Origin of the sequence: Flavobacterium sp. Root935, assembly GCF_001429295.1 — a bacterium.
Lineage (GTDB): Bacteria > Bacteroidota > Bacteroidia > Flavobacteriales > Flavobacteriaceae > Flavobacterium.
The window spans coordinates 536,098-551,918 of record NZ_LMJL01000012.1; the positions used below are offsets into that span (position 1 = coordinate 536,098).

Annotated in this window: 10 protein-coding genes; all 10 read left to right on the top strand. The window is 34.8% G+C overall.

Going from position 1 to position 15,821, the window contains the following annotated elements:
• Positions 1 to 67 precede the first annotated feature (67 nt).
• Positions 68 to 763, top strand: a complete 696-nt coding sequence (locus tag ASE40_RS17080) for an ABC transporter ATP-binding protein (protein ID WP_057118337.1) — start codon at positions 68 to 70, stop codon at positions 761 to 763.
• Positions 764 to 793: 30 nt separating this feature from the next.
• Positions 794 to 3,091, top strand: a complete 2,298-nt coding sequence (locus ASE40_RS17085) for a TonB-dependent siderophore receptor (RefSeq protein ID WP_057118338.1) — start codon at positions 794 to 796, stop codon at positions 3,089 to 3,091.
• A gap of 5 nt (positions 3,092 to 3,096) precedes the next feature.
• Complete coding sequence (locus ASE40_RS17090) at positions 3,097 to 4,548, top strand: ABC transporter permease (protein ID WP_057118339.1); 1,452 nt, start codon at positions 3,097 to 3,099, stop codon at positions 4,546 to 4,548.
• Between the two features lies 1 nt (position 4,549).
• Positions 4,550 to 5,896, top strand: a complete 1,347-nt coding sequence (locus tag ASE40_RS17095) for a DUF3526 domain-containing protein (protein WP_057118340.1) — start codon at positions 4,550 to 4,552, stop codon at positions 5,894 to 5,896.
• A gap of 431 nt (positions 5,897 to 6,327) precedes the next feature.
• Positions 6,328 to 6,927 (top strand): RNA polymerase sigma-70 factor, encoded by a 600-nt coding sequence (locus ASE40_RS17100; RefSeq protein ID WP_057118341.1) that lies wholly within the window; start codon positions 6,328 to 6,330, stop codon positions 6,925 to 6,927.
• A gap of 67 nt (positions 6,928 to 6,994) precedes the next feature.
• Positions 6,995 to 8,104 carry a FecR family protein gene (locus tag ASE40_RS17105; RefSeq protein WP_057118342.1) on the top strand — a complete coding sequence of 370 codons (1,110 nt, stop codon included), beginning with the start codon at positions 6,995 to 6,997 and terminating at the stop codon, positions 8,102 to 8,104.
• A 7-nt stretch (positions 8,105 to 8,111) separates the two neighbouring features.
• Positions 8,112 to 11,471, top strand: coding sequence for a SusC/RagA family TonB-linked outer membrane protein (locus ASE40_RS17110; RefSeq protein ID WP_057118343.1), 3,360 nt, complete (start codon positions 8,112 to 8,114; stop codon positions 11,469 to 11,471).
• Positions 11,472 to 11,475: 4 nt separating this feature from the next.
• The gene (locus tag ASE40_RS17115) at positions 11,476 to 12,936 is read left to right on the top strand and encodes a RagB/SusD family nutrient uptake outer membrane protein (RefSeq protein WP_241774388.1); all 1,461 of its coding nucleotides are present in this window, start codon (positions 11,476 to 11,478) and stop codon (positions 12,934 to 12,936) included.
• Positions 12,923 to 14,389, top strand: coding sequence for a hypothetical protein (locus ASE40_RS17120; RefSeq protein ID WP_057118345.1), 1,467 nt, complete (start codon positions 12,923 to 12,925; stop codon positions 14,387 to 14,389). Before ASE40_RS17115 ends, ASE40_RS17120 begins: the two co-directional genes overlap by 14 nt.
• A gap of 219 nt (positions 14,390 to 14,608) precedes the next feature.
• Positions 14,609 to 15,751, top strand: a complete 1,143-nt coding sequence (locus tag ASE40_RS17125; RefSeq protein ID WP_082586827.1) for a cytochrome-c peroxidase — start codon at positions 14,609 to 14,611, stop codon at positions 15,749 to 15,751.
• Positions 15,752 to 15,821: the final 70 nt, after the last annotated feature.

Consider the following 15,821-nt stretch of genomic DNA (forward strand, 5'->3'; position numbering starts at 1 on the left):
CTAGCCTATTCCTATAGCTTAGAATGCTGTCATTTTCAAAATATATCCAAATCCAAATAATATAATTATGCTTACAGCCGAAAATCTAACCAAAAAATATGGTGATTACACTGCTTTAAATGCTTTAAACTTAACTATTAAAGAAGGTGAAATATTTGCTCTTTTAGGGCAGAATGGCGCCGGAAAGACAACTACTATTAATTTATTTCTAGGGTTTATAGAACCTTCAGAAGGATCTTTAACTATCAATAATATTCCCGTTACATTAAACGCAAAAACTACTAAAGAATTTGTCGCCTATATTCCAGAAACTGTAATGCTTTATCCGAATTTAACGGGTATAGAAAATCTTAAATTTTTCTCCTCGCTGGCAGGTTTCAAATATTCAAAAGGTGAACTGGAATATTTTTTAAACAAAGCTGGACTTCAGACCAAAGCACACGACCAAAATCTCGGCGGCTATTCTAAAGGAATGCGTCAAAAAGTCGGAATTGCAATTGCAATTGCTAAAAAAGCTAAAGTGCTTTTATTGGACGAACCCACAAGTGGTTTAGATCCAAAAGCTTCTAATGAGTTTTCTCAAATTTTAAAAGAGCTTTCTACAGATGGAACGGCAATTTTGATGGCAACTCACGACATTTTCAGAGCGCGCGAAGTGGCGTCTCATATCGGAATTATGAAGCAGGGAAATCTAGTTACCGTAATTGAAGCATCAAAAATCTCTGCAAACGAATTGGAAGATTTGTATTTACAAACTGTTTAAAAGGAAAAACCGATTTCCATCTCGATAAAAATGAAACATTTACTTTCCTTACTATTTTTAGTAAGCACTTTTTCTATTGTCCATTCGCAAAGCAATCAAAAAGTTAGAGACAGCATCATTAAGGATTCTCTTGAACTGGAAACCAAGCGAAACGAATTGCAGACTGTTGAGATTGTAGGACGCTCAACGCGAAAATACAATAGCGACTACTCTTTTTCGGCAACCAAAACTGCTGCCTTAAATAAAGATATTCCGCAGTCTATTTCGACTATTACCAAAGAATTAATTGCCGATAAAGGAGCAATTTATCTTGCTGATGTAGTAAAAATGGCCAGCGGTGTAATTCCTGCCAGTTATTACAATCAATATACGATTCGCGGTATAAGTCAAAATGAAGAAGGACAGATTATAAACGGAATGCGAACCAGACAATACTATTTTTTACAACCTTTAACTAGTAATATTGAAAGAGTTGAAATAATCAAAGGTCCGTCGAGTGCTACATTTTCTTCTGTCGATCCTGGCGGAAGTATTAATATGGTGACCAAGAAACCTTTGGCAGTAGACCGAAAGGAAGTTAGCCTAACTGTTGGTAGCTTTAGTACTTTACGAGGAACACTTGATTTTACAGGTCCGTTAAACGAATCTAAAACACTTTTGTATCGTGTCAACGGAGCGTATCAGGAAGCCAAATCATTTCGGGATTTAGTCAATAATAAGTCCTTTTTGATTTCTCCTTCTTTCAGTTATATTCCGAATGAAAAAACAGCTATCAATACTGAGCTGATTTTAAGCGACATGACTGGAGTTCTAGACCGCGGACAACCGATTTTTGGAGCTGTTGCAGGTAAAACCAATTTACATACAACGCCAATAAGTCTCAATCTAGGTGCCTCTGGAGATTATTTTAAATCGAAAGAAATGATTTTGATGACCAATTTTGCTCATAAATTCACATCAAAAATTGGTTTCAATGCTTCGTATATGAAACAAACCTGGACAGAAAACCTGCAAGAACATCGTACCACCAATGGTTTTGCTGTAGACATGAACAATCAGCCAGTTACGAGTCTTGCCATGATGCAGTTTGTGCAGCGCCAGCAATATTGGGATATCGATAATCTAAGCGCTTATTTAAATTTTGATTTTAAAACAGGCAAACTCAATCATAAACTATTAACTGGTTACGATTTAAGCAGCTGGAACAAGAACATCGGCGGCGGGCAAAATGCTGCGAGAGGTTATTTATTAAATGACGGAACTGTGGCGAGTACTTTTGTTCCTGCAAATGCATCAAATTATCAAACTGTAACTGTAAACGGTATCGTGCTACCCAAACCAAACGTCAATTTCTTTGATTTAAACAATCCTTCTTACGCTTTAAGAAATACGCAGGATTATGTTTTAAATGTTCGTACAGCGCTTCCGTCTGCACTTACAACAACAAACGCAATTTACATTCAAGATCAGATTCAATGGAAAAAATTTACTTTTTTATTGGGAATAAGAAACGAATGGTTCGAAGATATTACCAATTATGAAACCAACAACGAGATAAAGGTTAAAAAATCTGCATTACTGCCTAGAATTGGCGTTACGTATGCTGTTAATAATGCTATTAATCTATACACCACTTACTTGGAGGGTTATCAGCCTCAGTCCAATACAACTACTTTAATGCCTCAGACAGGAAGTTTACCTGCGGGAAGTCTCTTCAAACCTTTGGAAAGTGATTTAAAAGAGGTTGGTCTAAAAGCTGTTTTCTTCAATAATACCGTAAGTTTTAATGCTGCTGTTTACGAAATCAATCAGCGTAATATATTAATGAACGCCAATGATCCTGCTAACCCAGATTTATTGGTAACGAGAGGTTCTGAAAGAAGCCGTGGTTTTGAATGTGATTTGGCTGGATATATTACTCCAGACTGGCAGATTAATGCTTCATACAGTTACATTGATGCCGAAATTACAAATGATGCTAATGCCTCATTAATTGGACAGCGAAAGCAGAATACGCCAAAAAACAGCGCCAATCTTTGGACACGCTATAATTTTGCTTCTGACTCTGCTCTGGATGATTTCGGAATTGGTTTAGGAATGCAGTATCAAAGCAGTAAAGTGCCTTGGTTTACAAGAGATTTTACTCTTCCAGATTTCACCATTTTTGATGCTGCTCTTTATTACAAACCAAATAATAGTAATATGCAGATTGCTGTAAACGCAGGCAATCTTTTGAATAAAACCTATTGGCTGGGCGCGCAGAATTACCTGCGTTTGTTTCCGGGAAGTCCCAGAAACGTGAGCCTAACCGTAACTTATAAATTTTAATTTATATGAAATTACTTCACACAGAACTCCTTATAGCCAGACATTTTAAAAACTCGATTTTTAAAAATCAGGCAGTTTATATTATTACCATTTTTATTGGAATTTTGCTCTTATATGTCGCATTCACGGGCTGGGACAATTATAAGAGTCAAAACGAAACCAGCGAAAAATATCAGCATGAATCTCGAGAAGACTGGTTGAAAAATCCAGATAAGAATCCGCATAGAATGGCGCATTATGGAAACTTTGCTTTTAGAAAAAGCACCCCATTGAGCGTTTTCGAATTTGGAATGGAACCTTTTTTTGGAAATGCAATTTTCTTGGAAGCCCACAAACAAAATACAGCCAATTTCTCTGAAGCTGGATTTTCGAACAGTATGCTCCGTTTTGGCGAAATCAGTATTGCAATGGTGCTTCAGGTTTTGTTACCGCTGCTTATTTTTTTCCTCGGATTTAATGCTGTTGCATACGAACGTGAAAACGGAACTTTAAAAATCCTTTTAACGCAGGGAATCAGTTGGAAACAGCTTCTTATTGGAAAAACGTTAGGAATTGCAAGTGTCATTATGATGCTTTTTGTTCCAACTATTATTGTTTTGGTTTTGGTCTGGCTTTTTCTACAAGACTTCGTCGTTACGACAGACGAGACCGTAAAAATGCTTTTATTTGTTCTTTTTCATTTGGCTTATCTCCTTTTCATCTGTGTTATTGCGGTTTTAATTTCGGCAGTAAGCAAAACATCTAAAAAAGCTTTGATCACACTTATTGGAATTTGGCTTCTTTTTACCATTATTCTGCCAAGAACAACGCAGGCAATTGGGGCATATATTTACGAAGCGCCTTCTAAGATCCAATTTAACAGCGATATCGAAAAAGATATTTTGAAGCAGGGAGACAGCCATAATCCGAATGATCCGCATTATAAAGCCATAAAAGATTCACTGCTTCGCGCTTACAAAGTCGATTCTGTGCAAAAACTTCCCTTTAATTACTCTGGTTATATTATGACAGAAGGAGAAAAAATTAGTTCCAGAATTTACAATGAGCATTTAGCCGAGCTTTTAAAAATTTACAAAAAGCAGAATAGCTTTTCAAAGGCAGTTTCCTTTTTGAATCCGTATATCGCGATGAAAAACTTATCGATGGGTTTATCCAATACTGATTACGAATCGTATGTAGATTTTCAAAAACAAGCCGAAGATTATCGTTATGCAATGGCGCAGAAAATGAATGGACTTCAGATTAAATACATCAGCAATAAAAAACCTGGACCAAATGATAAACCGCTTACGATTGGTAAAGAACATTGGGCCGATGTAGAAGAATTTCACTACGAACCTAAAAAAATCGGAACGGTTCTTAAAAACGAAATTATCTCGATTATTTCAATTATTCTCTGGATTTCACTGCTTTTCATTTTAGTTCGAATTGCATCCAAAAAACTTAAAGCCATTTAATATGTTAGTATTATTATATAAAAATTTCATTCGGTCAAAAGGAACCAAAATAGGGCTGCTTTTCTTGTTGTGCATTGGTTTTATAAGTCTTTTAATTGGAAAACAATTTCAGGAAAAACAGCAGAGTAATATTGAAGAAGCTGCTGTTTATCAGAAAGAACATATCGCCAGAAATGCCGCATTTCATAAAGATGAAATCGGACTTTTATTGTATTACATCAAATTCTCCTTAGTCAATAAAACGCTGCCTATAAACAGTTTAGCAATCGGACAACGCGATGTAAATCCTTCAATTCAAAGTGTTACGATTCGCGGTTTAGAAGGTCAGAAATACGATTCAGAACTCAATAACCCGAATAATCTTCTGGCAGGAAATATCGATTTCAGTTTTGTGATGATTTATCTTTTTCCGCTTTTAATAATTTCCTTTTCGTACAATCTTATTTCAGAAGAAAAAGAAAGCGGAACTTGGAAAATTGTAGCAACGCAAAGTCAGAATACATTCATTTACATTCTACAGTTATTTTACGTTAGAATTTTGAGTTTAATCGCATTGTTTACTATTTTACTTTTGACAGCTGTTTTATTCTTGAATATTCCACTGGATCAGACTTTTATCCTCTTTTACGGACTAGGGATTCTGTATATTTTATTTTGGTTTTCGGTATGCTTTTTTATTGTTTCACTTCAAAAAAATTCTAATTTTAATGCTGTTTTATTATTGACGGTCTGGTTGTTTTTAATAATCATTGTTCCTGCTGGAATTAATGCTTACATCGTTAATCAATACAAAGTTCCAGAAGCTTTAGAACTGACTTTGAAACAGCGAAATGCATATCACGAAAAATGGGACATGGATAAAAATGAGACTGTGGAGAAATTTTACAAACATTACCCGCAGTTTAAAAGTTATGTTTTACCAGAAAAAGAATTCAGCTGGCTTTGGTACTACGCGATGCAGCAAATGGGCGACGATGAGTCGGCAGCAGAATCCGGCGAATTGGAAACCAAATTACAGCAGCGAAACCTTGCCAGTCAGAGAATTGCACAATTTATACCCACGCTTCATACGCAGCTGCAGCTAAACGAAATCGCCCACGCCGATTTAGGAAATCAGCTTTTATTTTTGAAAGAAACGAAGCATTTTCATGAAAAAATGAGATTGTATTTTTATCCAAAAATATTCTCAGAAGCTCCCGTAAATGCTGAAAAATGGGATAAGTTTAAAGTCGAAACGTTTAATGATCCAACTAAAATAAGTTTCGTAAAAGCGTTTTTACCATTACTGCTTTTCAATTTAGTTTTGATTGGTTTTGGATGGAGGAATTTTAAACGTGAAGCAATTTAATTTTTTTAACCGCATAATTTCACCGCAAAGAACGCTAAGATTTACGCAATCCCGAAGCCTCGGGACGCTAAGTTTTTAGCTTTGGATAGGTAAAACGTTTTAAACCACAGAGAACACAGAGGTTTTACACAGAGTTCGCAAAGGTCTTACAAAGCTTTGCGAACTTTGTGTTTTAATAAAACTCAGCATGTCAAAAAATCTTTGCGCTCTTTGCGTTAAAAATATCAGCCTATCAAACAATTTTGCATTAGAAAAACACAAGCAAATTCTTGTTTCTAAACCTATTCTGAATAAAATTTCTGCAAACAATCAATAATTTTATTTTATTTAGAATTAATATAAATAAACTTTTATATTTGCCGCTTTCTGAGCAAATCTGAGTAGTTTTTAAAATTTACTTAATATTGCTTATCCTAAGTAAATTTCGTTTCATGAACCACAATAACAGTTTCGAATTAAATCTCTTCAAATCCTTTAAGGAAGGAGACGAAACTGCATTTAAGTTTTTTTACGATAAATATTTTAGGAGAATCCAATCTTTCAGCGTTCAGTTTATTTACGATCAGGACGAAGCTGAAAACCTTGCTCAAGAAGCCTTACTACACTTATGGCAAAATAGAGAAAACGTAGAATCTATTAACGGCATTCAAGCTTTCTTATTTACCTACGCCAAATCAAAATGTCTGAATTTAATCCGTCACAATAAAGTGAAGGACAAATTTAAGAATGACCTGCTTAACCACAAAGAACGAGAATTGGATATTGAGGTTTTAAATTCAATTCAGTTCGACACACTAGAATTAACAGAATTGGAGCGCATTATTCAGGAATCGATTAACGAATTACCGCCCAAAACCCGCGAAGTTTTTATAAAAAAACGCTTTGAGAATAAAAAAAATGCAGAAATAGCCGAAGAAATGAATGTTAGCTTAAAAGCTGTAGAAGCCCATATGACAAAGGCTTTGAAGATTTTAAAAACAAAATTATCCGACTATTTATTTCTAATTTTTATCCTTATTTATAATAATTAAGAATAAAAGGTAGGGTATTTTAATTCTGAGGTGTACTAACTATAGCGACAAGTTTAAAAACGCATTTATGACATCGGAACTAATTTATAAATACTTATCTAATGAAGCTTCAGAACAAGAAGTTCAAGAACTTTTTGATTGGATTGATGCTTCAGAAGAAAACAAAAGTCAATTTATAACTTTAAAAAAGACTTGGACTTTAACAGCAATTAGTGGAACTATTTCACCTAATACTGCTTCCGTAATGGCATTGAAACCAAAAAACAATGCAAGAAAGTATTTTAGATACGCGGCCGTTCTTGTCGTTTTAATTGGTTTAGCAGGGCTTGCTTTTTATTTTAATGAAAGAACAACAGCTTCTAAAGAAATTGTTCTGGAATTAAGCGATGGAAGTTTTGAATATTTCACTCAGAAAAATGAGAATAATTTAGTCAATAGTAAAGGCGAATTAATCGCTCGAAAATTTTCAGACCGAATTATTTATTTCGGAAAAGTTCTTGATAAGGAAGTTTCTTACCATACCCTTACAGTTCCTTATGGCAAAAGATTTAAGCTTACACTTTCAGATGGTACGTTTGTGAGTTTGAATTCTGGAACTACTTTGCGTTATCCGGAGCAATTTGGAATAAATGGAAAAAGAAATGTTTATTTAACTGGTGAAGCCTTTTTTGAGGTTGCCAAAGACAAACAGCATCCATTTATAGTGCATTCTGATGAAGTTGATATTGAAGTTCTCGGAACAAAATTTAATGTGAGTGCATATCCTGAAGACAAAACTGTGAGTAGTGTTTTGGTTGAAGGAAGTATTCAAATGTCTGAAAAAGACAATCCTTTAAATGCCGTTTTGCTTAAGCCGTCCCAAATGGCAGTGTGGCAGAATGAGTCGCAAAAAATCATAACACAAACAGTTGACACAGCTGTTTATGAAGCTTGGACTCAAGGCGAACTTGTATTTCAAAATACCCCATTTTCTACTATTGCAAAAATTATCGAACGTACTTATGACGTTGAAATTATCAACGAAAATACTGTTTTGGCCAAACAGAGTTTTACAGGTTCAATAAAAATCAGTGAGTCTAGTGTCGCCAATATTTTAGAGCTTCTAAAACGTGACACGCCATTCAATTATTCTATTAAACAAAACACCATAACCATAACACCAATTTTCCATAACTAAATAAAACATGACATTTACGATACATTCCAATTTAAGAAAAATTCTATTTTTCTTAGGCTTCCTATTATCCTGTTTTTCAGCTTTTTCTCAAAATAAAACCATTACATTACATGTAAAAAACAAACCTATAAGCCTAATTATCAAATCGATTGAACAGCAGACCGATTATAGGATTATTTACAATGCCCGAAAAATTGATGCGGAACAATTAGCCGATATTAATGTTGATAACGCATCTTTGGAAAACACTTTGACTAAGTTATTTGACGGAAAAAATATCTCTTTTTATATTCAGAAAAAGCAGGTTTTACTGACCAGTGCAAGTTCTACAAATGATTCTGGCACACCGCAGGAAACCGAACGATTCATCAGCGGAACGGTTTATAATGCCACAGACAAACAACCGCTTCCAGGTGCAACTATACGTATAAAAGGAACTGGAATGGGTGCTATAACTGACTCTAACGGGAAATTTGTTTATCAGTTAAAAGGAAATAACATCCAGAATCTTATACTTGAAGTTGGATTTTTAGGAATGGAAACGCAGTCAAAACTAGCAGGAAATAATAAAGATTTTGTTTTCTATCTTCAGGAAACTACAGACGAATTAAATCCTGTTGTTATTACTTCATCTTATGGAACTACAAAATTAAAAGAGGAAATTGTAGGAAGTATTTCGACTTTAAATGCCAAAGATATTGCGGTAGAACAAGCTTCAGAAAGCATCGATAAAATGATTACAGGGCAAATTGCCGGTGTAATGGTTGAAAATACTTCTGGTATTGGTGGTCCAGTAAAAATTAATATTCGAGGTCAGGGAACATTATCATCTTTAACAGGAGCAAAAACGGGAACTTCTACTCAGCCTTTAATAATTGTAGATGGTGTGGTAATGAGCGAGGAATTTGGAATAGACAGTGATGTTTTTGATGGAAAAGGAGATTCTGCAGAAAATTTAGCCAATCCGCTGATGAAAATTGCTCCAGAAAATATCGAAACCATATCGGTTTTAAAAGATGCTGCAGCAGTTGGTATTTATGGTGCAGATGGTGCTAATGGAGTAATTTTAATTACTACTAAAAAAGGGAAAAAAGGGAAAACACAATTCGGTTTTTCTAACCAGCTTGGTGTTTCATCAGCTATTAACCGAATAAAATATCTAAGTGGCGAGCAATTTACAGATCTTAGAAATGAGTACATGAAAAATACCACTACGGGCTATGTTCCTGTTGCTTATAACGGTGTTAATACAGATTGGTTTGATGTTTTAAACAGATCAGGAATTTATAATAAATATAATTTTAATGTTTCTGGTGCTACTTCAAAATTTTCATACCGTACTAATGTAAGTTACTTAAAAATTGACGAACCTCAATTAGGAAATGAAACCAAACAACTAAATGCAGGAATCAATTTAGGATACAATTCGGGTAAATGGAGTGCTAATTTAATGCTTAACCCAAGTTATGTTCAAAAAGATGCTCCAAATATCTTCGCTGCTTTTGCTTATTTGCCTACTCTTGCCGTTTACAATAATGACGGTTCTTACGCAGATTTAGGAGTGAGCGGTATGACGAGAGGAAATCCGCTGGCAGCTATTGAACAAAATAAAAATGAAACACAGACATATGGTCTTTTAGGAAGTTTGAATTTATCGTATCAGCTTAGTAAAGCAGTTAAATTTTCTACACTTTTTGGAATGGACTACACTGATAAAGAGCAAGATCGTTACTTTTCTGCTGCAAACGAAAGTGGTCAGTTTAATGGCTCTTTTACGCTAGACGGAATTCTTTATCCAGCATGGGGACGTAGACTTTTAAATCAAAGAAATTCAACTAAATGGAACTGGCAGGGACAAGTTTTATTTAATAAACAATTGTCTGAAAACCACGAAATTGATGGTATTGCAGGTTTTGAATTGTCTGAAGACAGAACAGATTTTAATTATAAATCTGGAGTTGGATTCGTGAATCCAGATCAGATTAATAAAGTGACCGATGCGGTTAGAGACGATAATTTAGCAACGCCTTTAGTTGACGAATCTAAAAGCGGTCAGACTTATCGAAATGAAATCAGTTATAATTCTAGAGTTTCCTTTTTATCTCAGGTAAATTACAACTATAAAAAACGTTATTATGTTCTAGCCAATTTAAGACGCGACGAGAGCTCGGTTTTTGGAGATGATACTAATGTTGCCCTCAACGGAGGTGCTGGTTTAAGCTGGATTACCAGTAATGAGAACTTTTTACAATCAAACACTTGGATTGATTTCTTGAAATTTAAAGCAAGTTACGGTTCTACAGGTAACTCAAGAATTGGTTCATACAGATCAAAAGGTTTATATAATATTAGTCAAAACGGTTATAATGGCAACTCTGGAGCAACTACGGGAGCCGCGCCAAACGGCAATTTAAGCTGGGAGAAAAATACAAAGTTTAATGTTGGTTTTGACTTTAATATTTTTAAAAGAATCGAATTAACACTTGAATATTATTATGATAATAAAAGTGATCTAATTACGACTAGAGATATTCCTACAGAAACTGGATATAATTCTGTTCAATTAAATGCCTCTAGTATGTACAACAAAGGTTTCGAACTTACAACCAGAATTAAATGGATCAAAAGCGAGCCATTTAAATGGACTACGACATTTAATATTTCTACAGTAGAGAGCAAAGTAACAGATCTAAAAGGTTTAGGAAGTGACTATGCATTAGCAAACGTCGCTTTAGCTCAAAAAATTGGTTACAGCACTACCACTTTGTGGGGGGTAAAATGGGTTGGAGTTGATCCCGCAACTGGAAGAGATCTTGTCGAAAAGAATGGACAAATTTACGATACAAAAACATACAATGATACTCATACCGTTGCAGACTGGGTGCCGATTGGAGATACTCAGGCAGATGCATATGGAGGTTTTTACAACAACTTCACATTTTACAATAATCTGACATTATCGGTTAGAGGAGATTTTCAACTTGGAGGAGATGTTTTTATTTCTGATGTTTACATCGATAAATATTCCAATACTCTAAATAGAAATCTTTCTGTAAATGCGGCAGACCACTGGAAAAATCCTGGAGATATTGTTTCGCAATCAGCAGTTACCTCTGCTCCTCTTCTTTCAAACTTGAGTAAATATGTTTATGACGGAACTTATGTTAGAATCAGCAACATTAATTTGAGTTATAATGTACCCCTGAAAAATACTTTTCTGGATTCGCTTGCTGTTTTTGCAGATGCTTCAAATGTGGCATATTGGTATAAAGCAAAAAGTCCGAAAGGAATGAACGGAATACGTGAATATAGTTTTATTTATCCTCAGGCAATAACAATTTCTCTGGGACTTAATGCAAAATTTTAAAGAAATGAAATATTCAAAATACATCACATTCTTTTTTCTGATTTTCTCATTACAAAGCTGTAGTGATTTTTTGGAGCAAGAACCCGGAACACAAACTTCTATTGATGAGCTTTTGCAGAATAAGCAAGGTGTAATTACTGCCTTAACAGGTCTTTATACAGAACTTGAAGCCAATGTAAGAGACGAACGTTTTGCTGTTTATGCAGATTTGCAGGGAGGAAATATCAAATTTACACCAACAGCTTCGGGAACAAACAGAGGGCAAATATCGCCAGCTGCAAACCTAGAGCAGGTTTATTCTTTTGATGATTTAGCACTGACTAGTAATTTTAAATCTTTTTACGACGGAAGTTATGATATTATCAATCAAGCCAATTTAATTTTAGAATATACGCCTGCTCTAAAAGACGCTACCGAAGAAGAGAAAAAACAAATTATGGCAGAAGCCATGACAATAAGAGCTTATGCACATTTTCTTTTAGCCATTGTTTACAGTCAGGATTATAATTATACTCCAGATGCTTCTCATTTAGGAATTGTTTACAACACAAAATCAATTAAAGCAGGAATACAATATCCAGCCAGAGAAACTGCTGCTAATACTTACAATTTAATTATAAACGATTTAAAAGAGGCTATTAGTAATTACTCTTCAAGTTCGTTACTTAACGGACCTGCATATTCTTACTTTAATGTTAACAGTACTAAGGCTTTACTGGCGAGAGTATATTTACAAAAAAACGACTGGACAAACGCTTATGAAACTGCGAATGATGTCATTACAAATTCTGAAGTTAAACTAGTAGAAAAAGACAATTATCTTGCAGAATGGGCAAAAACAGATCTTCCTGTATCTGAAATTTTATTAGAATTTTCGATTCCAAAAGATTCTGAGGGTGTTGCTGGTAGTTCTATGGCAAGCTATTTTGGATATACATCGGCAACAAGCTATAATAAATATGTCGCATCTGATGATTTGGTTAATCTCTATGAAAATTCGGATTTAAGAAAACAATTATTCCTGACACAACCGTTGCAGACTTTAGTAAATGGCGTTTTAGCTCCCGTAAATTATAATTTCACTAGAAAATTCCAAAATAATGCGGGTTATGTTGCATTCAGATTGAGTGAGATGTATTTAATACGTGCCGAAGCTGCTTATGAAACCAACAGAGCCGATATCGCTATGGCAGATATCAACATTATCCGCGCCCGTGCAAATGCTGCATTATTAACTAGTACGGTGAATCTTAAAGAAAATATTTTATTAGAAAGAAGAAAAGAACTTTGCTTTGAAGGTCATTTATTTTTTGATCTTGTTCGCAATCATAAGAATATTTCAAGAAATGACGGCTGTATTTCAACTAGCTGCAGCGTGACATATCCTTCTTTAAAATTTGTGCTGCCAATACCAACATTCAACACTAATCTTAACCCTAACTTACAACAAAATGACTCGTATTAAGATATTAAGCATATTGTTTACAGCAGTATTATTTACTTCCTGCTCAAAAGACGATTATAAATTAGGTTCTGAAATTGATCCGTTTTTAAGATTCAATTTCTTGGTAAAAAGCGATAATACACCTGTAGAATATCCAACTGTAAACGGAAGTTTAGCTCCTGTGTCTAATTACGTAAATACTTCAGTAAAAACATTGAAAGTGCCAGTTGCATTAACAACTCGTAACTTAAAAAATACGGTTACTGCCAATTTTAGCGCTGTTTCATCAACAAATGACAGCGAAAGTTTTACGGTAAATCCTGTAAATCAATTAATTTTTCAAGGAAGTAAAGTAACAGATACGATCGCAGTTTCTTTTGACAAAAGATGGACTGCTAACCAAAGTATTACTTTAAAATTAGAAACCGTTTCAGATCCAGAAATTCATATCGGAAATTTAAATTCAACCTATCCAAATGATACTTTTAAAATTGATTTAGGAACAATTGCAACCAATTACACCTTTCCTGTTAACCAATATGTGATCAAAGGAGAAATTGGCGAAACTATTGACTTTAAAGTAAATTTCCCTAACGGATTTTTCCCTTCTGAAATAGAAAATGCATCTATTTTCAAATTCCAAAATGGTTTTGAATATTCATTAACGCATGACGATTTTGGTGACAACAGAAGTTCCATCAATTATCATTTAACACTGCTTGAAGATATTCAAAATGATGATGCCCGTTATGAATCAAAAATTACATTAGTAAATATTCCAAATTATAACGCCACCGGAAGTATTAATCTTACTATTGTAAAACCTATAAAATCGCCAAGAGATGTTCAGGCGTATCCCGCATCAAAATTTACAGATCCAACCAATGCCTTTTATTTGACATACGGCGAACATTGGTTCAATAATAATGGAAACTGTACATGGCAGACTTTTAACGCTTTAACTTTTCCGGTTATTGTAACAAAAGATAACGAAAATGCTATTTTATACAGCGATAAAGGGACAGCAAATCCAAATGACGATGTTTACCACGACGCTTTCAAAATAGGATTTAATGTTTCAACTGGGACTAATACAGTTAATTCTTTTGGCTTAAAAAGGTGGTTTTCAAATGAAAGTAATTCGGCTGCAGTTTCTCCTGGATTTAATATCACCTCAGCGTTAGAGTTTTTCCCAGCAAACGGAAACAGCAAAACAGAAGGAACAGTTCTCGTAATTCCGCAGGATATTACTATCGGATCGAGTGCCACAAATACACATGTTATAGCTATTTCCGGAGATGGAACTTACAAAGAAATCAGCAATGGTTTATACGAAATTTCATTTGAACTAAAACTAACAAATGATAAACTTTTTGGAGGAACTGTTTCTACGCAATACAGAATGTACAATAACAGAGTTTATACCAAACCAACTCCTTTAAGTATTGAATGCCCGAAAGAAGTTACGCTTTAATGGTTGGTGGTTGGTGGTTGGTGGTTGATGATTGATGGTTAATGGTTAATGGTTGATGGTAATTGAGCTTTGTCAAAGTTTAAAACTTTGACAAAGCTTTTGGCGGGTAAAAAAAGTTTCAAGTTTCAGGCTTCAGGTTTCAGGTTGCTGCAGAACGTGAAACCTGAAACCTGAAACAAAAAAAAACAAAAAAACAAAAACATAAAAAAACAAAGCAAATTGAAAAAACTAATCTTCCCTCTCCTATTCCTGCTGGGTTTGTCGGCTTATAAAAGCGTTGAAGAACCAGATTATATTGATGTTCAGGAATTACGAAAAATTTATTCTGGCGGTGATGCTTCAAAATGGCCTGCTGCGGAATTGCATGAAAGTATCGATAAAACTAAATTTCAGGATATTGGAGTACTTCCTGCGGTTCCTTATCCAGCTTATAATCCGTATTCTAAGGAAAAAGAAAGTTTGGGAAAGATCTTGTTTTTTGATCCGAGGTTATCGCGAAGCGGACAAATTGCTTGCGCTTCCTGTCATAATCCGGAATTGGGCTGGACGGATAATTTGACGCGTTCTTTCGGGCATGATCGCCAAACGGGAAAACGTAATTCGATGACAATTTTAAACTCGGCGTATGCCACATCCTTATTTTGGGACGGACGCGCTAATAGTTTAGAAGATCAGGCGCAGTTTCCTGTTTCAGATCCGCTAGAAATGAATGAAAAACTAACGATTGCCGTAGATAAAATTGCCAAGATTAAAGGTTATAATCAACTGTTTGCTGCCGCTTTTGGAGATAAAAAAGTGACTTTAGAGCGAATTCAGTACGCAATTGCGACTTTCGAAAGATCAATTAATAGTCCGAAAAGTAAATTTGATCATTTTGTGAGCGGAAAATCAGAGGCTTATACTGATTCACAGGTTAAAGGAATGCATTTGTTCAGAACTAAGGCACAATGCATCAATTGTCATAATACACCTTATTTCAGCGATAATCAGTTTCATAATGACGGTCAGACTTTATTTGGAACGAAAAATGAAGATTTCGGGCGTTATAATGTGACGAAAGATGTAAAAGATATTGGCAAATTCAGAACGCCAACGCTTCGCGAAGTGGTAAACACAAAACCGTGGATGCATCACGGGCATTTTCCAACTCTTTTAGATGTGGTAGAATTGTATAATGGAGGAAATCCTTCTCCCGTTCAGAAAAAATATCTGGGAACTCCAAGAGATTCGCTAATTCCGAAAGTAGATCCTGCACTTAAGAAACTAAATTTAAGCAAAGAAGAAATAAGTGATCTTTTAGCTTTTATTGAAACTTTGAGTACGCCAACCAGAAGAATTATGGTACCAGAAATGCCTAAATAATTTAGTTAGTTTGTAAATTGCACTAAATCTGTAAATCTAATCAGCCCATTTTCTTTTGAAAATGGGCTTT